This window comes from Streptomyces sp. NPDC057474 (genome assembly GCF_042802555.1).
Classification (GTDB): Bacteria; Actinomycetota; Actinomycetes; order Streptomycetales; family Streptomycetaceae; genus Streptomyces.
This window is the reverse complement of record NZ_JBHVDX010000136.1, coordinates 1-20,258: the sequence shown is the minus strand read 5'-3', so window position 1 is coordinate 20,258 and position 20,258 is coordinate 1. Positions and strand designations below refer to the sequence as shown.

Sequence of the window (20,258 nt, the reverse complement as noted above, 5' to 3'; positions counted from 1 at the left end):
GCAGGGACTCGCGCTCCACCCGATCTATATAGTTAGCTATTAGCACTCATTCAACCTACAGGAGGGGTGCCGTGAAGATCGTTGTCTGTGTGAAGCACGTGCCCGACGCCGCGGCCGACCGCACCTTCACCGAGGACGGCACCACCGACCGGGCCTCGGTCGACTCGACTCTGTCCGAACTCGACGAGTACGCGATCGAGCAGGCGCTGCGGATCGCCGAGTCGGGTGACGGCGACACCGAGATCAGCTATCTCACCATCGGGCCCGACGACGCCAAGGACGCGCTGCGCAAGGCGCTCGCCATGGGCGGGAACTCCGCCGTCCACGTGAGCGACGACGACATCGAGGGCAGCGACGCCTTCGGTACGTCGCTCGCCCTGGCCGGCGCCATCGAGCGGCACGGCTTCGATCTCGTGCTGTGCGGGATGGCCTCGACCGACGGCACCATGGGCGTCGTACCGGCACTGCTGGCCGAGCGCCTCGGTGTCCCGGCCCTCACCCATCTCGACGAACTGACGGTCGAGGACAGCACCGTCAGCGGGCGGCGGGAGGGCGACGGGGCCACCGTGCGCGTCCGGGGCACCCTGCCGGCCGTGGTGTCGGTGACCGACCGCACCGGCGACGCGCGCTACCCCTCGTTCAAGGGGATCATGGCCGCGAAGAAGAAGCCGGTCGAGACCCTCGACCTCGCCGACCTCGGGATCGACCCGGCGCGGGTCGGACGGAGCGGCGCCCGGTCGGCCGTGGACACCACGGCCAGGCGCCCGCCGCGCACGAAGGGCGAGATCGTCGCCGACGAGGGTGCGGGCGGCGCCGCACTGGCCGCGTTCCTCACCGCCAAGAAGTTCATCTGACCCCCGCCCAGCGACAGGAGCGCAGCACCATGCCCGAGATCCTCGTCCTCGTCGACCACACCGACGGCGCCGTACGCAAGCCGACCCTCGAACTGCTCACGCTGGCCCGCCGGCTGGGCGAGCCCTCGGCCGTCCACCTCGGTCCGGGCGCGGACACCGCGACCGAGGTCCTCGGCCGGTACGGCGCGCACAAGGTCTACGTCGTGGACGCCCCGGAGGTCGGCGAGTACCTCGTCACCCCGGCCGTCGACGCCCTCACGCAGATCGCCGAGCGCACGGGCGCGGCGGCGATCCTGCTGCCCTCCGGGCCGGACGGCAAGGAGACCGCGGCACGGGTCGCGCTCCGGCTCGGCTCCGGGCTCATCACCGACGCCGTCGACATCGTCCCCGGGCCCGACGGCCCGGTCACCGAGCAGTCGGCGTTCGCGGCGACCCACCAGGTGACGGCGCACGTCACCCAGGGCGTCCCGGTCATCACGGTCAAGCCGAACGCCACCGCGCCCGAACCCGCTCCCGTCTCCCCGGTCGTCGAGAAGCAGGACATCGCCTTCGGCCCGGCCTCCGCCGCCGTCACCATCCTGTCCCGCACACCGCGGGAGCGCGGCGACCGTCCCGAGCTGACCGAGGCCGACATCGTGGTCTCCGGCGGCCGGGGCGTGAACGGCGCCGAGAACTTCGCCCTCATCGAGCGGGTCGCCGACGCGCTCGGCGCGGCCGTCGGGGCCTCCCGGGCCGCGGTCGACGCGGGCTGGTACCCGCACAGCCATCAGGTCGGCCAGACCGGCACCCAGGTCTCCCCGCAGCTCTACCTCGCCGCCGGCATCTCCGGCGCGATCCAGCACCGGGCGGGCATGCAGACGTCGAAGACCATCGTCGCCGTCAACAAGGACGCCGACGCCCCCATCTTCGAACTCGCCGACCACGGCGTCGTCGGGGACCTCTTCGAAGTGCTGCCGCAGCTGGCGGCGGAGATCGAGCGGCGCCGGACCTGATCTCTCACCTTCCCGGCCTTCCCATTCGACCGCCCATACAACTAAAATCGCTAACTGATTACATCCATTGACCCGAAGGGGCGTCATGTCGAAGATCTGGGTCAACTCGGGGGACTCGCACGTGATGGAACCCGCCGACGTGTGGACCGAGAGGCTCCCCGCACGGCTCGGCGCCCGCGCTCCGCGCAGCGAGCGCGGTGAGAAGTACGAGATGCTGTACATCGACGGGGAGCGCATCGACCGCCAGCTCGGCGACTTCATGGACGCGATGCGCCCGCCGGGCGCCTGGGACCTGAACGTCCGCCTCAAGGACCTCGACCAGGAGGGTGTGTGGGCCCAACTGGCCTTCCCCTCCATGGGGTTCTGGCTGGTGTCGATCACCGACCGGGAGCTCGCCCGGGAGACCGTGCGGGCCTGGAACGACTGGGCGCACGAGGAGATCCTCAGCAAGAACAAGCGCGTGATCACCACCGCCTGTGTCTCGACCGCCGACATCGGTGACGCGGTCGCCGAGCTGGAGCGGGCGGCCGAGCTGGGCTTCCAGACGGTCTTCCTGCCGTGCTCGACCAGGCAGGGCGAGGAGTACGCCCTCGACCGCTGGGAGCCGCTGTGGACCGCGGCCGAGCGGGCGGGCATGGTGCTCGGCTTCCACATCGGCACGGGCGGTCAGAACGTCGTCTTCCGCGGCCCCGGCGGCGCGGTCGTCAACTACATGGAGACGACCTACCCGGGCATGCGCGTGGTGTCCCACATGGTCGCGGGCGGTGCCCTGGACCGTCACCCGGACCTGAAGATCCTCATCGCGGAGGGCGGCGCGGGCTGGGTGCCGGCCATCGGCGACCGGATGGACGAGGCCTACCGTCAGCACGGCATGTTCGTCCGGCCGAAGCTGAGCCGGCTGCCCAGCGAGATCATCCGGCAGCAGGTGTACGCGTCTTTCCAGCACGACAAGAGCTCGGTGGAGATCGTCGAGTCGACCGGCTACCGCAACGTGATGTGGGGCGACGACTACCCCCATCTGGAGGGCACCTACGGCCACACCCAGGCCACGCTGCACGACCTGTTCGACGGTGTGCCGGACGACATCCGCGAGCGCGTCACACGCGGGACGTTCAACGAGCTCTTCGACCTGCCCGACCAGACTCCCCAGGAGGCGGCCGTCTGAGCGGCGCCGAAGCGAACCGACGGTGACCACTCCCCCGTACCCCGAGGACCTCGAACGGCCCGGACTCGTCAGGACCGGGCGGTCGACCTTCGTCAGGCCGATCCGCCCCGAGGACGCCGACCGTCTGGTCGCGTTCGTCGGCAGCCTGTCCCGGGCCACCCTCGCCTACCGCTCCCTCGGCCCGGTGGTCCGCGCCCGCGACGACGTCATCCGGCGCGGCGCCCACGTGGACTACCTCGACGAGCTGGCTCTCGTCGCCCTGGCCGGCGACGAGATCGCCGGCCTGGTCCGCTACGTCCGCGACCCGGAGCATCCGGAGCACGCGGAGGTGACCTTCACCATCCGCGACGACCACCAGAGCGAGGGGTTCGGCCGACTGCTCCTGGAGCACATCGCCGCCGCCGCCCGCACCCGCGGCATCCGGGTGCTGGAGGCGGACGTCCTCGCCGACAACACGCGGATGATCAACGTCTTCCTCGGCTCCGGCTACCGCGTCGAGGCCGGGCCGCCGGGCCAGATCATCCACTTCGAGATAGCCGTCGACCCGCAGGCCCTGGCCGTGGCCCGGGCCGAGCGCCGCGAGCACACCGCCGTACGGCGCTCCCTGCGGCCCCTGCTCGAACCACGGTCGGTCGCCGTGATCGGCGCCAACCGCGACCCGCTGACGATCGGCCACGAGATCGTGGCCAACCTGCTGCGTGGCGGCTTCACCGGCGGCGTGTTCCCGGTCAACCCACGGGCGGAGGAGATCGCCGGCGTCCGGGCTCACGCGAGCGTCCGCGAGCTTCCCGAACCGCCGGACCTGGCGCTGGTCGCCGTACGGGCCGAGGCCGTGCCCGACGTCGTACGGGAGTGCGCGGAAGCCGGCGTCAAGGCGGTGGTCGTCGTCTCGACCGGCTTCGGGGAGACGGGAGTCGAAGGCCGGGCGACCGAGCTGGAGCTGGCCCGTTTCGCCCGTGCGTCCGGTATGCGGCTGGTGGGCCCGAACTGCATGGGCGTCGTCAACACGACGCCGGCCGCACGGCTGGCCGCGACCTTCTCGCCCGCACTGCCGACGCCCGGCCGGGTGGCGATGTCCAGCCAGTCCGGGCCGCTGGGGCTCGCGGTGCTCGACTTCGCCCGGCGCCTCGGGCTCGGCTTCTCCGGCTTCGTGTCGGTGGGCCACGCCGTGGACGTGTCCACGAACGATCTGCTCCAGTGGTGGGAGGAGGACCCGGAGACCTCAGTGATCCTGCTGCACGTCGAGACCTTCGGCAATCCGCGCCGGTTCGCCCGCGTCGCCCGCCGGATCGCACCGCGCAAGCCGATCGTCGCGGTCCACCCGGGGCCCGCCGATTCGGCGGTGAGTTCGCTGTTCGCCCAGTCCGGCGTGATCCGCACCCGCAGTCTCCAGGAACTGTTCGACGTGGCCCTGCTGCTCGCCCACCAGCCTCCGCCGCCCGGCGACCGGGTCGCGGTGATCACCAACGCGGGCGGTCCGGCGGCACTGACGGTCGGGGCGTGTACGGCGAGCGGTCTGCGCGTCCCCGCACTCGGTGAACGCACCCGGCAGACGCTCCGCGCGGCCCTCGCGCCCCGGGCCGACGTCTCCAACCCGGTCGACCTGACCCCCATGGCCACCGCGGCCCACTACCGCAAGGCCCTGGACGCCGTGCTGGCGGACGACGACATCGACGCGGCCATCGTCCTGTTCATGCCACCACTGGCGGACAAACCGGACGAGGTCGCGTCGGCGATCCTCGACGCGGCAGCGGCCCGCCCCGACAAACCGGTGGTGGCCAGCTTCCTGGGCGGCGCGGGCGTCGCCGAACTCCTGCACCGGGGCGACCTGGTCGTCCCCACCTACACGTTCCCCGAGGCCGCGGCCGGTTCACTCGGACACGCGGCGGCCTACCAGGCCTGGCGCGGCACCCCGGCGGGCGTCGTCCCGGACCTCGCGGGGATCGACGCCGAGCACGCCCGGTCGCTGGTCGCCGACTGCGCGGCCGGACCCGTTCCCGCGCCGGTCGCCGCCGAGTTGCTGGCCGCGTACGGGATCGCCGTACGCGACACCGGTCCCGGCCCCGGCCCGGACGCGTTCCTGTCCGTCAGCGCCGACCCGGTGTTCGGCCCGGTCGTCTCCTTCGGCCTGACCGGGGACTACGCCGACCTCATGGCGGACATCGCCCACCGCGTCACCCCGCTGAGCGACCGCGACGCCCGCGAGATGGTCCGCTCGCTGCGGGCGACGCCCCTGCTGGAGGGACGGGGCGTGGAGTTCGCGGCCCTGGAGGAGCTTGTCCTCCGGCTCTCGGCGATGGTCGAGGACCTTCCCGACATCGAGACCCTGGAACTGCGCCCGGTACGGCTGCTGCCTCCCGGGGACGGGGTGACCGTCGCGCACGCGGCGATCCGGCTGGCGAATCCCCTCGCGGCCGACACCACGGCAGCCACCACGAAAGGCACCACGAAAGGCGGCCCCGCATGAAGGTGGGAATCTACTTCGACCTGCGCAACCCGCCGCCCTGGCGGCAGCGTTGGTCGCGGCTGTACGGCTTCGCCCTGGAGATGTGCGAGGAGGCGGACCGGCTGGGCCTCGACTCGGTCTGGTTCTCCGAGCACCACGGCTTCGAGGACGGCTACCTCCCCCAGCCGCTCACCATGGCGGCCGCCGCCGCGGCCCGCACCCGACGGGTCCGCCTGGGCACCGCGGTCGTCCCCGCACCGCTCCACGCGGCACCCGAGATCGCCGAACAGGCCGCGATCGTGGACATCATCAGCGACGGCCGCCTGGACCTCGGTCTCGGCACCGGTTACCGGGTCCCCGAGTACCGCCTGTACGGCGCCGACCTCACCAAGCGCTACACCACGACCGACCAGCGCGTACGGGATATCCGCGGCCTGTGGGCCGAAGCACTGGTCACCCCGGGCCCGGTCCAGGATCCGCTGCCGATCTGGCTCGGCTACCAGGGTCCGCAGGGTGCCCGGCGGGCCGGCCGGCTCGGCACCGGCCTGCTGTCGCTCAACCCGGCGCTGCTGGCCCCGTACCGGGACGGGCTCGCCGAGAGCGGGTACGACATGTCGACGGCCCGGATGCAGGGATCGTTCACCACGTTCGTCACCGAGGACCCCGAGGGCGACTGGCCGGTGGTGCGCAAGCATCTGGCGTACCAGTGGGACAGCTACCGCCGGTACATGGTGGAGGGGACCGATCAGCCCGCCCCCCGGCCGATCGACCCCGAGAAGTGGCGGGAGACCGGGCTGAGCGCGACCGGCGTCGGTCAGTTCCTGTACGGCACCCCGCAGACCGTCGCGGACGCCATCAGGGAGTACGTGAGCGGGCTGCCCGTCGAGGGGGTGTTCCTGTGGGCGTCCCTGGCTGGCATGCCCGAGGAGATGGTCGCCCGCCAAGTGCAGCTGATCGCGGGGAAGTTGCGTCCGCTGCTCGCCGACGCCTGACAGACAGACACCGAGGAGCACAGCAATGTCGACGACGGGAACCGGCGGGACCGGAGTGTCCGGAGCGGCGGCACCGAACGGGCACTGGGCGGGAACCGGCATGCCGGAGCCGCCCCGGACCGCCGGGGGCGTGACCCTCTGCGGCGGGTGCCGCGCCCTCGGGGCGTGCCGACTGGGGGTGGAGCGCGAACGGCTCGCCGAAGACGGCGTGGCGTGGTTCGAGCTGAGCTGCCCGCGCTCCCACGAGGGCGGGCCCGATGTCGCGCACGGCGGCTGGACGGCGGCCGTCCTGGACGACTGCCTCGGCCATCTCCCGCTGCTGCACGGCGTGATGAGCGTGACGGCCGAGCTGACGGTGAGCTTCGTGAAGCCGGTGCCGGTGGAACGGCCGCTGGAGCTGCGGGTGTGGGCCGACCGGCGAGAAGGATCACGCTGGTACATCGCCGGCGAGCTGACGCTCGCGCCGGGCGGGGCCGTACTGGCCCGCGCCTCCGGGATCTGGGTGACCCGCGACCGGAGCCACTACGCGCGGCACGCGAAGTGGCTGGCCGGGCAGGTCGAGGACACCGAAGGGCAGGCCGAAGGACAGACCGAGGGTCAGTAGGAACGCAGCCCCATGCTCCGGGCGATCCCGTTGCGCTGGATCTGACTGGTGCCCCCGGAGATGGTGGCGACGATCGACTCCCGGTAGCGGAAGCTCATCACGCTCTCCGTCGAGAAGCCGTGTCCCGCGAGGACCTGCATGCCGAGCCGGGCGGCGGCCACATAGGTCTCCGACCCCTTCAGCTTGGCCATCGAACCCTCCCGCGTGCACGGCTTGCCCTGGGCGAGCAGCCAGGCCGCGCGGTAGGCGAGCAGCCGGGCGGAGTCGATCTCGGTCTGCAGGTCGGCCATGGCGTGGGCGAGCGACTGGAAGTTCCCGATCGGGCGGCCGAAGGCGTGCCGGTCGCGGGCGTACTCCAGCATTTCGTCCAGGGTGGCCTGGGCCGCCCCGAGGTATCCCCCGCTGATGATCACCTTCTCCAGTTCGATGTTGGAGAGCATGACCTTCCAGCCCTCGTCCCGGGGGCCGACGAGGTTCTCCTTCGGCACCAGGACGTCGTTGAGGAAGACCTCGTTGGTGCCCAGGATGTGCCGGGCCAGCGTCGGCGTCCGGCGGATCTCGACGCCGTCCGTCGCGGGATCGACGAGCAGGAGACTGATGCCGCCGTGCTTGGGTTCGCGGGGTCCGGTGCGCACATACGTCGCGAGGGTGGTGTCGGGCAGTCCGGCGCCGGTGCACCACGCCTTCTGGCCCCGGACGAGGAAGTGGTCGCCGTGGTCCTCGGCGGTGGTACGCAGCGCCGCGGCGTCGGATCCGCTGTCCGGCTCACTGAGGCCGACGGCGAGCCGATGGCGGCCGGTCATGACGCGCTCACGGATGAAGGCGCGCTGTGCGTCGCTGCCCCACCGGAACACCGTGATGCCGGGGATGAGCACCCCGATGTAGCACATGGCGACGTCGAAGCTGGCCCGCCCCAACTCCTCGGCGATCAGGATGAGTTCGAGTGGTCCTCCGCCGTCCCCGCCCTCCTCCTCGCTGAACGGCAGCGAGAACCACCCCAGCTCGGCCATCCCGCGGAACAGCTCCGGCGGTACGACGCTCTCCTCGTCCCACTGCTTGGCCTTCTCGGCCGGGCACACGTCGGCGACGAACTGCCGTGCCGTCGCCCGCAACAGGTCCTGCTCGTTGGTCAACCCGAAGTCCACGGCCACTCCTCGCCGACAACAGCCAATTCATCTATCTAATTATTCTATGTTAGCTGATACGGCTATGACAGCACCCGGGCAGGCAAAGACCGCCAGGCGCGGTGCCCCGACGCAGGCCCGGCGGGCGGACCGCCCGCCGGGTCAGGCGGTGGAGGCGGGGCCGGGCGGCAGGTGGACCGTCATGATCAGGGTGCAGGTCCCGGTGCCGGCGCCACGGTAGGCGTGAGAGGTGTCGCCGTCGAACGTGGCGGTCTGACCGGCCTCCAGGGCGTGTTCGGTGCCGTCGACGATCAGGGCCATCCGGCCGGAGGTGACACTGACGGTCTCGACGACTCCGGCCTGGTGGGGATGGCTCGGGTACTCCTCGTCCGGTTCCAGACGCCAGCGCCAGACCTCCACCGGCGCCGGACCGGAGGTCGTCAGCATCAGCCGGGCCTCGCCGCCGCGGTCGCCGGTCCACAGGGGTGCCACGCTGTCGGCGGCCACGACGCGGACGCGGTCTTCGGGCGGCCCCTGCATCAGTGCGGACACCGAGATGCCGAGGGTGTCGGCCAGCCGGACCAGTGTGGCCAGGTTGGGGTTGCCCTGCGCCTTCTCCAGCGCCACCAGGGCTCCCTTGCTCACCTGGGAGCGTCGGCTGAGTTCCTCCAGGGACAGGCCCGCGCGGGTGCGGGCGGCCCGGACGTTGTGCGCGACCGTCCGCAGGGCTACCGCTGTCTCGACCATCGGATCTCCATCCTCATCCTCGCCATTGACCATCACAGTGCACCGCGCGGTCGTTCGGTTGACACGGACTGGTCGTTGCGTTGTACGGTGCGGTCGTTCCAATGATGGTAAAGGCTGTGCTGTGATCGCTCTGCTGCTGGCCCTGGGCAGCCCTCTCGCCCATGGAGGCGCCGACTTCCTCGGCGGCCTCGGCACCCGTAGGGCACCGCCGCCGTCGCCGTCAGCTTTCTCGCCCTGACCTGAGCAGTTCCGCAGGCCGCCCCACAGCCGACGACCCAAGGAGACCAGCATGTTCATCCAGCCCTGGGACGCCGGCCTCGACGAAGCCGAATGGCGGGCCTGGATCGCCGACGGCCACGACTTCGGACAGCTGACCGTCAACGGCCCACCGGGCCACCCGCCCATCGCCGTACCCACCCACTTCACCGGCGACCTCACCGGCGGCGGAAGCCACCTCCTGATCCACTTGGCCCGGCCCAACCCGGTCTGGAAGGCGATCGAGCACGACCCGAACGTCCTCTTCACCGTCTTCGGCGACTACGCCTTCGTCCCGGGCCCCTGGCGCGCCGGCGCCGGTACTCCGCCCACCGACGGCGTCCCCACCAGCTACTACACGGCCGTCCAGTTCACCTGCCGGGCTCATGTCGTCGACGACCCCGAGGCCAAGGCCGAGCTCCTGCGCCGCCAGCTCGCCCACTTCCAGCCCGACGACGATCACGCCACGGTCGCCGTGAACCAGCCGCCCTACGGCCGGATGCTGTCCGGCATCCGCGGGCTGCGCCTGGAAGTCACCGACGTACGGGCCAAGTTCAAGTACGACGACCACAAGCCCGTCGAGCACCGCACTGCCGTCGCCGACCAGCTCACCGCCCGCGGCCAGGGCCTCGACGTGCCCACCGCACACCAGCAACGCCGACGTCTGGACCGCGTCGGCCCCTGGAAACCGTGACGGCCGCCCCCGATCACGCACGCCCGTACACGCCTGCCCCCGTTCACGCACGCCCAACCACCCACGCCCGTACAACAGGACACGGAACCGCCCATGCCCGCCTTCCGCATCACCCCCGCCGTCGCGGGCGCCTTCCCCGACACCCTCATCGCCCTGATCACCGCCACCGGCCTACGCGGCCGCGAGCCCTGGCCGGACACCGTCACCGCTCTGGAAGGGCTGGAGCAGCCATTCGCCGACGGCACCTGGCACCCCGCCGACGAGACCGACCCCCGCATCGAGGCCTGGCACACCGCCTATCGCGCCTTCGGCACCAACCCCCGCCGCATCCGCCCCAGCGTCGACGCGCTCGGCCGCCGCCTCGCCAAGAAGGGGACGCTGCCACGCATCAACCCGGCCGTCGACTCCTACAACGCCGTCTCCGTCCGGCACGGGCTGCCCGCCGGCGCCTTCGACCTGGACCACGTCACCGGCGACGTAGACATCCGGTACGCGGACGGCACCGAGTCCTTCACCCCGCTCGGCGAGCCCGACACCGTGGAGACCCCCAAGCCCGGCGAGATCATCTACGCCGACGCCGACACCGTCCTGACGCGCCACTGGAACCACCGCGACGCCCACCGCACCCGTGTGACCGAGAACTCCACACACGTCGCCTTCGTCCTCGAAACCCTCCACGCCACCCGCGACGGCGACCTCCTCAAGGTCGCGGCGGAGGAACTACAGGGCCTCCTCGCCCGACACACCGCACAGACCGCCGTGCACTACCTCAGCCCGGCACAACCCCTGGCCACCACCTGAATCAAGGAGGTTCTGCAGGGACGTCATGAAGGCCTGAAGGAAAGTTGTAGAGGGCCCCGCGGAGCTTCTAGGTGTCGGAGGGGAACGGGAGCAACCCGAACTCCCCCGGCACCAACGGGGATTCAACGGGGAAAGGACTTCCGATGCCCAGCACGACCAAGACCGGTACAGCCAAGGCGCGCGGCGCGCCTCCGCCCTCCTGCTGATCTCGGCCCTCGCGGGCGGAGCACTGACCGAAATCGCATTGCTCCGCGACCTGTGGCGGGCCCGCTCCACCACCGGATCGCGATCGTGAACTACATCGCATACCCGGGGTTCAGGTTGCGGGCAGGGGTGGTGCACATGTTCGGATGAGGTGATGCGCTCCCCCCACCGCACAGATCCGCATCAGCATTCCCACGACCGCTCCCACGCGCCCCGCAACCCCTACGAAGAACTCGGCGCCCTCGACGACGGCCCGCTCGAAGTGACCTCGCTGGAGGAGTTCTTCGACGAGGAAACCGCCGAGCGACGGGACGAGCCGGAGCAGGAGCCGGAGTGGACCCCGCCCGTCCATCGCCGGGGCGGCCGGCGTCGGCGTGGCCGTTTCGCCGGGCTGCCGCTCGCGGTGAAGGCGGTGGTGGGCCTGGTCGTCCTCGCTTCCTTCGTGACCCTCGCCGACCGCTGGGCGCTGCTGTACGCCGAGCACAAGGCCGCGGACGCCCTGGAGGACCGGCTGGACCTGGCCGCGGCGCCCGAGGTGGAGATCGGCGGCTTCCCCTTCCTCACCCAACTCGCCGGCAAACGGCTGGACTCGGTGCGCGTGACCGTGCCGGACGTGGCGGCCGACCGGGTGTCGCTGGCGAAGGTGTCGGCCACGGCCCATGACATACGACTGGACACCGACGGCCTCACCTCCGTGCGTGGCGCCCGAGTCCTGCGGCTCGACGGCGACGTCCTGCTGTCCTTCGCCGACCTCAACCGCGAACTGGGCGCGTCCCAGGTGACGTTCACCGGCGACGGCCGTGACCGGGTCCGGGCCCGCGGCACCCTGCCGGTCGCCGGGCGCGACCTGCGGCTGCGCGCCGAGGCCACGATCGAGCGGCAGGGCGAGCGGGGCATCGCCACAGAGATCGGCGGTATGCGCCTGGACATCGGGGACCTGGCCACCTACCGCCCCGGCAAGCGCGCCTCGGACGGCCTGCACCTGACGCCGAAGGCGTCCGCCGACCTCGCCCGGGAGACCCGTAAGGCGAAGGCGCTGCTGTCGGTGCCGGCGATCGTGCGGCGGCTGGGGATGTCCGACGTGACCGCGCGCGAGGCCCTGAGCGACGACGGCAAACTCGCCGAACTGACCGGCTCCCCGCGCTTCGCCCGTCAGGCCCAGAGCCTCAACCTCATCGATCTGGCCCTGGACAACCCCGCCGTGCTCCGCGGCCTGGGCCTCGACCCCGATCTGCTCGACGCCCTGTCCCGGCTCACCCGCCCCGTCCTCGCCGACCGACTGTCCCTGTCCTTCGAACTGCCGCAACCGGAGCACGGGAACGTGCGGCTGCGGGACGTCCGCGTGGAGGAGGACGGCATCCGGGTGCGGCTCACGGGGTCGGAACTGGCCGTGGGCGGCTAGTGATCCTGCGCTTCTTGATGAAATTTGGTGTGCAGATGTGTTGACCTCTGTTCGAGTTCTCTTCTAGTTTGCGGGAGCCACAGAGCCGCCGACCTGCACCTCGAGGTTTCGCGGACGCAACTGCCCAGAAAGGGATCTGGTGCCACGAAAGAACCATCGCGGGACAGCTTGCCTCGCGGCGTCGCTGGCCGGCGTCACGGCATTCGGCGGAGTCCTCGCCGCTCCCGCGTCCGCCGCTCCCGCAGCCGCCGCCTCCCGCCCTGCCTCGCCGCCGCCCGTCAGCGACTTCCGCGGCGTCAACTGGGCCGACCAGCGCGACAACTACGCCGACGACGCGGTCGTGCCCTCGGGTCTGTCCACCTCCGACAGTTACGCCACGACCTACGCCAAGTCCCGGGCGATCATCGGCGGGTTCTCCAAGCTCGGCGCCAACACGGTCCGCCTCCCGGTCAACCCGACCTCCGTGAACGGCCCCTTCTGGAAGTCGTACCGGGCCGCGATCGACGCCGCCACCGCCAAGGGCTTCAAGGTCATCCTGGGCTACTGGGAGGCCGACAACGCCAAGGACGGCAAGATCGACGACCAGGCTTCCTGGGACCGGATGTGGGCGCGGATCACCTCCGCCTACGGCCGCGACTCCAAGGTGTACTTCGAGCCGATGAACGAGCCGTTCGGCTACACCTCCCAGGAGTGGCGCGACGTGGCGGCGCGCTGGCTGACCACGCACCGTTCCATCCCCCGCGACCGGGTCCTCATCGGCGGCATCAAGTACAGCGAGGACGTCAAGCCGGTGTGCGCCGACAGCCGGCTCAACGGCACCCGGATCGCCCTGCACAACTACGGTTTCTGGCACACCGACTGGACCAGCGTCGACCAGTGGAAGGCGGACTTCAAGGAGCGCATCGGCACCTGCGCCTCGCGCACCGTCCTGGACGAGTTCGGCGCTTCCATGACGACCGGCCTGGACTACAACGGCCCGGTCAACGGCTCCAGCGAGGTCGCCTACATCCAGGCCGCGACCGACACCATCCGGGAGATGGGCCTGGGCTCGGTCTACTGGCCCGGCCTGCGCAACGGTGACACCTACTCCCTCACCACCCTCCAGGGCACGGGCACCCGCCTCAGCCTGAAGGTCAACAACCAGAGCGGGCTCGACCGCCTGCACTGGGCGTGGAAGAAGTAGCGGCGGCGATACGACAGCCGCGGTGACCCCTTCCGGGTCCGGTGCCCCAGGGCAGCCGGACCCGGGAGGGAGCCGCATCACCGGGGAACTCGCTCGGCCGACAGCAGGTCCAGGTGGGTTTCGGCGGCCAGTTTCAGTTACCCCGTCGATGCGCCGCAGGGTCGCCGAGCATCCTGATCCGGCGATCCGTCACGCGTACGCGGACTTCGTGCGCGGCACCGTGGACCTCGGGATCGCGATCGGCATCGACGGTCTGGAGCAAGCCTACGGTCGGCCCCGGACAGCACTTGCCGAAGACCCGCACCCGAAACTGCGCGCCGCGGTCGCACAGGCCTGGTCCGTGGACATGACCGCTCATGCCGACCGGGAGCCGCCATCTCGCGATCGCGTCCGCGTCCAGGAGCGCCCGGTACACGGCCGCGCGTGAGGCGTTCACATGTCCGGAGACCCGCGTCGTGTGCATGGAGCCAACCTGGCCTTCTGGCTCACTGCCGTTCGGACAGCGCCTGCAGCCGGTACTCGCTGGGTGAGAGTCCGTGGGCGGTGCGGAAGGCGCGGGTGAAGTCGGAGGCGCGGGGCATCCCCCAGCGGGCGGCGATGACGTGGATCGGTGTGGTGTGCAGGGAGGGGTCCGCCAGGTCGCGGCCCGCACCCTCCAGACGCCGGGCGCGGATCCAGGCGGCGACCGTTTCGCCCTGCGTCTGCTGCTGGAAGATGCGGTGGAGGTAGCTGAGGGAGATGTAATGGGCGGCGGCGATCACCGGTGGCGTCAGTTCCGGGTCGTGCAGGTTCTGCCGGATGAACGCCCGGATGCTTTGCGTCAGCGCATGCCGGCGGGTCTCCGGCGACAGGGCGGCCTCGGCCTCCAGCGCGTGGGCGAACCAGGCCGACACCAGATCGAGTACGACCGTGCCCAGACGTGGCGCGTCGGACGGCTGGAGGAAGTCGGCCTGCCGCTCCAGGCCGGTGAGGAAGTCCGCCATCAGGGCGCCCAGACCTTCCTGCCCCGAAAGCTTTCGGCCCAGCAACTCCCGGACCTGGTGCGGAGGCAGCGGCAGCAGCGCCTTGGGGAAGTCGACACCCACTCCCCTGATGACGTCGGCCCCCCGGCCGTCCGCCGACCGGACGTCGTACGGCCGCGAACTGTCGGCCAGGTGCAGGCTGCGTGGGCCGAACGTGTCGTACCGGCCGGCGTGATCGAGGGCCAGGCCTCCGTCGAGCAGCAGCGTCAGGTGGTACAGCTCGGGATCGGACTGGCGCACCATCCTCTGGTTGCGCCAGTAGCGCGTCGGCAGGAACGACGCCGGCCACACGGTCACCGGACCCAGCTGCATCAACCTCAACTCCGCCCAGAAGTCGGCGGAGTGCGCGCTGATCACCTCGCTCGTCCGTGTCGCGCCGATCAGTTCTCGCCAGTAGTCGAATCTGTCTCCCGCCGGCACGTCCTCGCTGCGGAACACGGTCCCGATCATTGCGTCCCATCTCCGATGTCCCCGCCGGGTATTCGCGCCGACATCCTTACATGCGGAGATTGCCGCGGTTCCGGCGCATCCACGTCGGCGCAAGAGGCGACGGGGCAGGCCCAGGGGCATCGGCCGTGCCTCGGCGTTCCCCCCTACGATCAGCGCATGAGCGCGTGGCATCAGAGCCTCGACGCCGCGGGTGTCCGGGAACCGGAGTCGCGGAGGGACTACGACAGACAGCGGGACTTGGTGGCGCGCTCCCGGCGCACCTCGTATCTCGCGGCTCGGCTGTTGTCGCCGCGACAGATGTTGCCCCACGTCGTGGCGGCGACGGCGGTGATGCACCACGGGGACAACCTCCTGGACACCGGCCCGAAGCCGCAGCGGGTCTCGGCGTGGGCGTCGTGGGAGCAGGAGGTGCGCAAAGCGCTGGACACGGGGGTGAGCGACGATCCGTTGATCCGCACGCTGCTGCACACCACGGGGGCGTACCCGCGGCTGCGGGAGGCCGTGGAGGCGTACCTGTCCACCGCCACCGCCGAGTTGGAGTTCACCGGCTTCGCCACCGAGACCGACTACCAGGCCTACCTGGACGCCTATTCGCTGCCCGCGTTCATGCTGGTCGCGTCGCTGTTGGGCCCGGAGAGCGACGACGGGCGGTTCCGCGCGGGCTGCCGGACGCTCATCGACGGCAGCCAGCGGCTGGACTTCGTCAACGACCTGGCCGAGGACCTGCCGGAAGGACGCCTGGGCATCCCGGCGAAAACGCTGGAACGCTTCTCGGTCACGGCGGAGGACCTCGCGGAGGGCCGGGAGTCAGCAGGGGTGCGTGAGCTGGTGGAGGATCAGATCGAGGCGGCCCGCGTCTCCCTGCGCGCGGCCGGCGAACTGCCCGTCCTCACGGAAGGCCCCGGCGGAGTGCTGCTGGACGCCGTCATCAAGATCGAACTGCTGACCGCGAAGGCGGCGCTCACACGCGGTGCCCGGTTGCTACGCGGCCCAGCCTCCCCACCGGTGGCGGGCACGCTGAGGGTGCTTCTGGGCGCTCGCCGAAGGGCGCGCACGGAACAACGCTGAACGGCCGTGGCACAGGGACGCGGAGACAGCGGGTGGCTGGATACCGAGGTATGACCTCCGAGTGGTACCGCGGTACCAGTGGAGCTCCGAAGTGTCCCCTGCGGTCCCAGGGTCGCGGGCGGCCGGGCTCGTAGTTTCGAAGGCAGAGGTCGCGGGGGAATCGCGGCCCGGTTCGAGGCGAGGAAGGCCCACAGCCATGATCGAAGCGCGTGAGCTGACGAAGCGGTACGGGGACAAGACGGTGGTCGACCGCCTGAGTTTCACCGTCAAGGCCGGTGAGGTGACCGGCTTCCTGGGCCCCAATGGCGCGGGCAAGTCCACGACCATGCGCATGATCATCGGGTTGGACTCCCCCACCGGGGGCTCGGTCACGGTAAACGGGCGGAACTACGCCCGGCACGCGGCGCCGCTGCACGAGATCGGCTCGCTGCTGGAGGCCAAGTCGGTCCACCCCGGGAGGACCGCGTTCAATCATCTGATGGCCCTCGCGCACACGCACGGCATCTCGCGCGGCCGGGTGGACGAGGTGATCGAGCTGGCCGGGCTGACCAGCGTGGCCGGCAAGCGGGTGGGTGCCTTCTCGCTCGGTATGGGGCAGCGGCTCGGGATCGCCGCCGCCCTGCTCGGCGACCCGGCGGTCGTGATGCTCGACGAGCCGGTCAACGGTCTCGACCCGGAGGGTGTGCTGTGGGTGCGCAACCTGCTGCGCCGGCTGGCCGACGAGGGCCGGGCCGTGATGCTCTCCTCGCACCTGATGAGCGAGACCGCGCTGATCGCCGACCATCTGGTGATCATCGGGCGGGGGCGGCTGCTGGCCGACACGACCGTCGACGACTTCGTCCGGGACGCGGGCGGCGGTGGCGTGAAGGTCGCCACCACCGAGCCGTTGAAGTTGCGCTCGCTGCTGGCCGGTCAAAACGTCACGATCAGCTCCTCCGCCACCGAGGAACTGATCGTCGCAGGCCGGCACGCCCGGGAGATCGGGGCGATCGCCGCCCAGCACGGGGTGCCGTTGTACGAACTCACCCCGCAGGCCGTCTCCTTGGAGGAGGCCTTCATGCAACTCACCGCCGACGCCGTCGAGTACCAGAGCGCTCCCGCCGAGCCCGCGCGAAAGGCCGCCTGATGACCGCCACCGATCTCCCCGTGGTCCCCGCCCGCACCAGAGTGCACAAGGTGACCGGCCGCCGGGTGCTGCGCTCGGAGTGGGCCAAGTTCTGGTCGTTGCGCTCCAGTTGGATCACCCTCGGGGTGGCCCTGGTGCTGCTGTTCCTCTTCGGGGCCATCGCCAGCTACACGTACAGCCCCGACGTCACCGCCGACGCCGGACCGCCCGGGCCGGGCTCCGGCAACAGCGACGCGGTCAGTCTGGCGCTGACCGGCGTGACCTTCGCGTCCCTGGCGGTGGGCGTCCTCGGGGTGCTGCTGTCGGCGGGCGAGTACAGCACCGGCATGATCCGGTCCACGCTCGCCGCGGTGCCGCGCCGGCTGCCGGTGCTGTGGTCGAAGAGCGCCGTGATCGGGGTGATCGCACTGGTCCTCACCACGGTCGGCGCGCTGGCCGCGTTCCAGCTGGGCGTTCCCGGCCTGGACGGAGAGAAGATCTCCCTCTCCCTGGGCGACGACGGGGTATTGCGCAGCCTGGCCGGCGCGGGTGTCTACCTCGGTCTGGTCGCCGTGTTCGGAGTGGCCCTGGGCGTGCTGCTCCGCTCCTCCGCCGGAGCCATCGCCGCCCTGGTCGGCATCCTGCTCATCCTCCCCGGCCTGGCCACGCTGCTGCCGGACTCTTGGTACGACACGATCACCCCCTACTTCCCCAGCAACGCGGGGTCGGCGATCTACTCCCTCACCGAGTCCGCGGGCTCCCTCTCACCCGGACAGGGCCTCGCGGTCTTCGCCGGCTGGGTGGCGCTGGCCCTGGCGGGGGCGGCGTACCGGCTGGTCCGCACGGACGCCTGACCTTCGCGACCACGGACGCCCGACCTGCGAGACCGAGGACAATGAGGACCATGAGTCCGCACCGCGCGACACCCGCCGCGGAGACCGCCCCGGGGACGGCATTCCCGCCGTCCCCGGGGTTCGACGCCGCCTGGCACCCGGTCCTGGGCCGCATGCTGCACGGACAGCACCGGCGGCAGCTCCTGGACCGGCGGCACCCCTGGCTGCTCGACACCGCGGTGGTACTGGTCGTGGCGCTGCTCAGCCTGCCCGACCTCCTCACCCACGGCGGCGACGGCGGCCCCTTCGGGGAGACGGAGTACCGCACCGACCTGCCCGCCGTCGTCCCGTACGTCTTCGCGGCCGCACTGATCACCCCGCTGTGGTGGCGGCGCCGGACCCCTGCCGTCACGTACTTCGTGATCGCGGCGGTCTCCGTCGTCCAGTCGTCGCTGGACCTGTGGCAGCAGGCCGGCGTCAGCATGCTCGTCGCCCTGTACAGCCTGGCCCTGCACGGCTCCCTGCGGGCGCTGGGCTGGGCCGTCGCGGCGACCGTCGGCGAACTGACCCTCGCGGTCTGGCTCCTGGGACAGGTCGAGCATCCGCTGCTCGGCCTCTTCTTCCTGCTGGGCACGGCCATGGCGGCCGTCACCCTCGGCCTCACCCTCCGGATCCGCCGGATGTACCTGGTGACACTGGAGGACCGCGCCACCCGCCTGGAGGTCGAACGCGACCAGCGCGTCCGGCTCACCGCCGCCGCCGAGCGCTCCCGGGTCGCCCGCGAGATGCACGACATCGTCGGCCACAACCTCTCCGTCATGGTCGGACTCGCCGACGGCGCCGCAACCCTCGCCGCTCACAACAACGAGCAGTCCGCCGAGGCCCTGCGTCTCCTCGGCGACACCGGCAGGCAGGCCATGGGCGAACTCCGCCGTGTCCTGGGCGTCCTGCGCGAGGGCCAGGACGACGAACGGCTGCTCAGCCCACAGCCGGGCATCCGCGACCTGGACCCCCTGCTGGCACGGGTCCGCGCGGCAGGTCTGCCCGTGACCTACCGGACCGTCGGCGATCTCGGCGCGCTGGGCAGCGGCGTCCAGCTCACCGTGTACCGCATCGTCCAGGAGGCCTTGACCAACACCCTCAAGCACGCCGGTACGGGCTCCGCGGCCGAGGTCGGGGTGACCGCCGAGGCCGCAACCGTACGCGTCCGGGTCGCCGACACCGGCGTACCGACGGCTACGCCCGGCCGCGCGGAGCCGGGGCCCGAAACCGACGACCCGGGGCACGGCCTGGTCGGCATCCGGCAGCGGGCCGCCATGTACGGCGGCACCGTCGCCATCGGCCCGCGCGACGCCGGCCACGGCTGGATCGTGGACGTCCTGCTGGACGTACCCCCCGCACCACCCACCCTGTCGGCATCAGGAGATCATCTGTCATGACCACCGTGCTGATCGCCGACGACCAGCCCCTGCAACGCCTCGGCTTCCGCATGCTCCTCCAGGGCACTCCCGGCCTCACCCCTGTCGGCGAGGCCGAGCACGGCGCCGAGGCCGTCCGCCTCGCCGCGCAGCTGCGCCCCGACGTCGTCCTCATGGACATCCGTATGCCCGGTATGGACGGCCTGGAGGCGACCCGCAGGATCGTCGCCGCCGGCGGCCGTACCCGCGTCCTCATCGTGACCACCTTCGACCTCGACGAGTACGCGTACGAAGGGCTGCGGGCCGGTGCCAGCGGCTTCCTCCTCAAGGACGCCCGCCCCGAGGAACTCGTCGCCGGCATCCATTCCGTCGCCACCGGCGACGCCGTCGTGGCCCCGAGCCTCACCCGGCGGCTCCTCGACGCCTACGCCCACCAGGTGCTCGCCCCGACCGGCACCCCTCTTCCGGCCGACCCCCGGCTGGGGACCCTCAGCGACCGCGAGCACGAGGTGCTGGTCGCCATCGGCCAGGGCTGGACCAACGCGGAGATCGCCGAACGGCTCGTCCTCACCGAGTCCACGGTGAAGAAGCACGTCGGCCGTGTCCTCGCCAAGATCGGCGCCCGCGACCGCATCCAGGCCGTGATCATGGCGTACGACGCCGGGCTGGTCAGGGCGAAGCCGTAGCCACCGTGGCCGCGGGTTCCCGGCAGGTGAGCGCGTCGCGCTCGACGGCACCGGCCTGCTGAGTGCCAGCGCTTGTGCGAGGCTGACGGACATGACGGTCCGGCAAGCCTCGGAGTTCCTACAGTTGACCAAAGCGTTCTGGCAGGTGGGCCCCAGCCACCTTCTGGCCGCCGTGCGGTGAGTTCCGGCAGTGCGGGTGCGGGCAGCATGCTG

The 20,258-nt window shown here is 71.2% G+C and carries 19 protein-coding genes and 1 pseudogene; 17 read left to right on the top strand and 3 right to left on the bottom strand.

What is annotated here, in order from left to right; translation table 11 throughout:
• Positions 1-71 precede the first annotated feature (71 nt).
• The 6 genes from ACFU53_RS30610 (at position 72) to ACFU53_RS30585 (ending at position 7,053) form a co-directional block, all read left to right on the top strand.
• Positions 72-854 carry an electron transfer flavoprotein subunit beta/FixA family protein gene (locus ACFU53_RS30610; protein ID WP_383999405.1) on the top strand — a complete coding sequence of 261 codons (783 nt, stop codon included), beginning with the start codon at positions 72-74 and terminating at the stop codon, positions 852-854.
• 29 nt (positions 855-883) lie between these two features.
• Positions 884-1,846, top strand: coding sequence for an electron transfer flavoprotein subunit alpha/FixB family protein (locus ACFU53_RS30605; protein ID WP_383999402.1), 963 nt, complete (start codon positions 884-886; stop codon positions 1,844-1,846).
• Between the two features lie 85 nt (positions 1,847-1,931).
• Complete coding sequence (locus ACFU53_RS30600) at positions 1,932-3,011, top strand: amidohydrolase family protein (RefSeq protein WP_383999399.1); 1,080 nt, start codon at positions 1,932-1,934, stop codon at positions 3,009-3,011.
• Between the two features lie 22 nt (positions 3,012-3,033).
• Positions 3,034-5,478, top strand: coding sequence for a GNAT family N-acetyltransferase (locus ACFU53_RS30595; protein ID WP_383999396.1), 2,445 nt, complete (start codon positions 3,034-3,036; stop codon positions 5,476-5,478).
• The gene (locus ACFU53_RS30590) at positions 5,475-6,449 is read left to right on the top strand and encodes an LLM class flavin-dependent oxidoreductase (protein WP_383999394.1); all 975 of its coding nucleotides are present in this window, start codon (positions 5,475-5,477) and stop codon (positions 6,447-6,449) included. The genes ACFU53_RS30595 and ACFU53_RS30590 overlap by 4 nt, the downstream gene beginning before the upstream one ends.
• Positions 6,450-6,474: 25 nt before the next feature.
• The gene (locus ACFU53_RS30585) at positions 6,475-7,053 is read left to right on the top strand and encodes a PaaI family thioesterase (RefSeq protein WP_383999385.1); all 579 of its coding nucleotides are present in this window, start codon (positions 6,475-6,477) and stop codon (positions 7,051-7,053) included.
• Here the strand turns inward: ACFU53_RS30585 and ACFU53_RS30580 are convergent.
• The gene (locus tag ACFU53_RS30580; RefSeq protein ID WP_383999383.1) at positions 7,047-8,198 is read right to left on the bottom strand and encodes an acyl-CoA dehydrogenase family protein; all 1,152 of its coding nucleotides are present in this window, start codon (positions 8,196-8,198) and stop codon (positions 7,047-7,049) included. The two genes, ACFU53_RS30585 and ACFU53_RS30580, sit on opposite strands and share 7 nt — an antisense overlap.
• A gap of 141 nt (positions 8,199-8,339) precedes the next feature.
• Positions 8,340-8,924 carry a helix-turn-helix domain-containing protein gene (locus tag ACFU53_RS30575; RefSeq protein ID WP_383999381.1) on the bottom strand — a complete coding sequence of 195 codons (585 nt, stop codon included), beginning with the start codon at positions 8,922-8,924 and terminating at the stop codon, positions 8,340-8,342.
• Positions 8,925-9,045: 121 nt separating this feature from the next.
• Here ACFU53_RS30575 and ACFU53_RS30570 point away from each other — a divergent pair.
• From ACFU53_RS30570 to ACFU53_RS30545, 6 genes and pseudogenes are all read left to right on the top strand, one after another.
• A pseudogene (locus ACFU53_RS30570) lies at positions 9,046-9,129 on the top strand (EamA family transporter); the annotation flags it as partial.
• Between the two features lie 84 nt (positions 9,130-9,213).
• Positions 9,214-9,873: an FMN-binding negative transcriptional regulator gene (locus tag ACFU53_RS30565; RefSeq protein WP_383999380.1), complete on the top strand. Its 660-nt coding sequence runs from the start codon at positions 9,214-9,216 to the stop codon at positions 9,871-9,873.
• A gap of 93 nt (positions 9,874-9,966) precedes the next feature.
• Positions 9,967-10,674: a B3/4 domain-containing protein gene (locus tag ACFU53_RS30560; RefSeq protein ID WP_383999378.1), complete on the top strand. Its 708-nt coding sequence runs from the start codon at positions 9,967-9,969 to the stop codon at positions 10,672-10,674.
• A 358-nt stretch (positions 10,675-11,032) separates the two neighbouring features.
• The gene (locus ACFU53_RS30555) at positions 11,033-12,280 is read left to right on the top strand and encodes a DUF2993 domain-containing protein (RefSeq protein WP_383999376.1); all 1,248 of its coding nucleotides are present in this window, start codon (positions 11,033-11,035) and stop codon (positions 12,278-12,280) included.
• A gap of 139 nt (positions 12,281-12,419) precedes the next feature.
• A complete protein-coding gene (locus ACFU53_RS30550) occupies positions 12,420-13,463 on the top strand; it encodes a glycoside hydrolase family 5 protein (protein WP_383999374.1) in 1,044 nt (347 codons plus the stop codon).
• Positions 13,464-13,611: 148 nt separating this feature from the next.
• On the top strand, positions 13,612-13,890 hold the full coding sequence (locus ACFU53_RS30545) for a hypothetical protein (RefSeq protein WP_383999372.1): 279 nt from the start codon (positions 13,612-13,614) through the stop codon (positions 13,888-13,890).
• Positions 13,891-13,948: 58 nt separating this feature from the next.
• Here ACFU53_RS30545 and ACFU53_RS30540 read toward each other — a convergent pair whose 3' ends face one another.
• On the bottom strand, positions 13,949-14,935 hold the full coding sequence (locus ACFU53_RS30540) for an AraC family transcriptional regulator (RefSeq protein WP_383999370.1): 987 nt from the start codon (positions 14,933-14,935) through the stop codon (positions 13,949-13,951).
• 156 nt (positions 14,936-15,091) lie between these two features.
• On the opposite strand from ACFU53_RS30540, the gene ACFU53_RS30535 reads away from it, so the two are divergent.
• The 5 genes from ACFU53_RS30535 (at position 15,092) to ACFU53_RS30515 (ending at position 20,045) form a co-directional block, all read left to right on the top strand.
• Positions 15,092-16,003 carry a squalene/phytoene synthase family protein gene (locus ACFU53_RS30535; RefSeq protein ID WP_383999368.1) on the top strand — a complete coding sequence of 304 codons (912 nt, stop codon included), beginning with the start codon at positions 15,092-15,094 and terminating at the stop codon, positions 16,001-16,003.
• A gap of 196 nt (positions 16,004-16,199) precedes the next feature.
• Positions 16,200-17,129: an ABC transporter ATP-binding protein gene (locus ACFU53_RS30530; RefSeq protein ID WP_383999366.1), complete on the top strand. Its 930-nt coding sequence runs from the start codon at positions 16,200-16,202 to the stop codon at positions 17,127-17,129.
• A complete protein-coding gene (locus ACFU53_RS30525; RefSeq protein ID WP_383999364.1) occupies positions 17,129-17,962 on the top strand; it encodes an ABC transporter permease in 834 nt (277 codons plus the stop codon). Before ACFU53_RS30530 ends, ACFU53_RS30525 begins: the two co-directional genes overlap by 1 nt.
• 50 nt (positions 17,963-18,012) lie before the next feature.
• Complete coding sequence (locus ACFU53_RS30520) at positions 18,013-19,380, top strand: sensor histidine kinase (protein ID WP_383999362.1); 1,368 nt, start codon at positions 18,013-18,015, stop codon at positions 19,378-19,380.
• Entirely contained in the window at positions 19,377-20,045 is a 669-nt protein-coding gene (locus tag ACFU53_RS30515) for a response regulator (protein WP_383999359.1), read from the top strand. Before ACFU53_RS30520 ends, ACFU53_RS30515 begins: the two co-directional genes overlap by 4 nt.
• Positions 20,046-20,258 lie beyond the last annotated feature (213 nt).

Bases quoted from the DNA above. Each gene is read 5' to 3' on its own strand.
- ACFU53_RS30545 (WP_383999372.1), top strand. From the start codon at position 13,612: ATGCGCCGCAGGGTCGCCGAGCATCCTGATCCGGCGATCCGTCACGCG.
- ACFU53_RS30590 (WP_383999394.1), top strand. From the start codon at position 5,475: ATGAAGGTGGGAATCTACTTCGACCTGCGCAACCCGCCGCCCTGGCGG.
- ACFU53_RS30575 (WP_383999381.1), bottom strand. From the start codon at position 8,924: ATGGTCGAGACAGCGGTAGCCCTGCGGACGGTCGCGCACAACGTCCGG.
- ACFU53_RS30560 (WP_383999378.1), top strand. From the start codon at position 9,967: ATGCCCGCCTTCCGCATCACCCCCGCCGTCGCGGGCGCCTTCCCCGAC.
- ACFU53_RS30600 (WP_383999399.1), top strand. From the start codon at position 1,932: ATGTCGAAGATCTGGGTCAACTCGGGGGACTCGCACGTGATGGAACCC.
- ACFU53_RS30530 (WP_383999366.1), top strand. From the start codon at position 16,200: ATGATCGAAGCGCGTGAGCTGACGAAGCGGTACGGGGACAAGACGGTG.
- ACFU53_RS30535 (WP_383999368.1), top strand. From the start codon at position 15,092: ATGAGCGCGTGGCATCAGAGCCTCGACGCCGCGGGTGTCCGGGAACCG.
- ACFU53_RS30525 (WP_383999364.1), top strand. From the start codon at position 17,129: ATGACCGCCACCGATCTCCCCGTGGTCCCCGCCCGCACCAGAGTGCAC.
- ACFU53_RS30520 (WP_383999362.1), top strand. From the start codon at position 18,013: ATGAGTCCGCACCGCGCGACACCCGCCGCGGAGACCGCCCCGGGGACG.
- ACFU53_RS30555 (WP_383999376.1), top strand. From the start codon at position 11,033: ATGCGCTCCCCCCACCGCACAGATCCGCATCAGCATTCCCACGACCGC.
- ACFU53_RS30565 (WP_383999380.1), top strand. From the start codon at position 9,214: ATGTTCATCCAGCCCTGGGACGCCGGCCTCGACGAAGCCGAATGGCGG.
- ACFU53_RS30540 (WP_383999370.1), bottom strand. From the start codon at position 14,935: ATGATCGGGACCGTGTTCCGCAGCGAGGACGTGCCGGCGGGAGACAGA.
- ACFU53_RS30605 (WP_383999402.1), top strand. From the start codon at position 884: ATGCCCGAGATCCTCGTCCTCGTCGACCACACCGACGGCGCCGTACGC.
- ACFU53_RS30585 (WP_383999385.1), top strand. From the start codon at position 6,475: ATGTCGACGACGGGAACCGGCGGGACCGGAGTGTCCGGAGCGGCGGCA.
- ACFU53_RS30515 (WP_383999359.1), top strand. From the start codon at position 19,377: ATGACCACCGTGCTGATCGCCGACGACCAGCCCCTGCAACGCCTCGGC.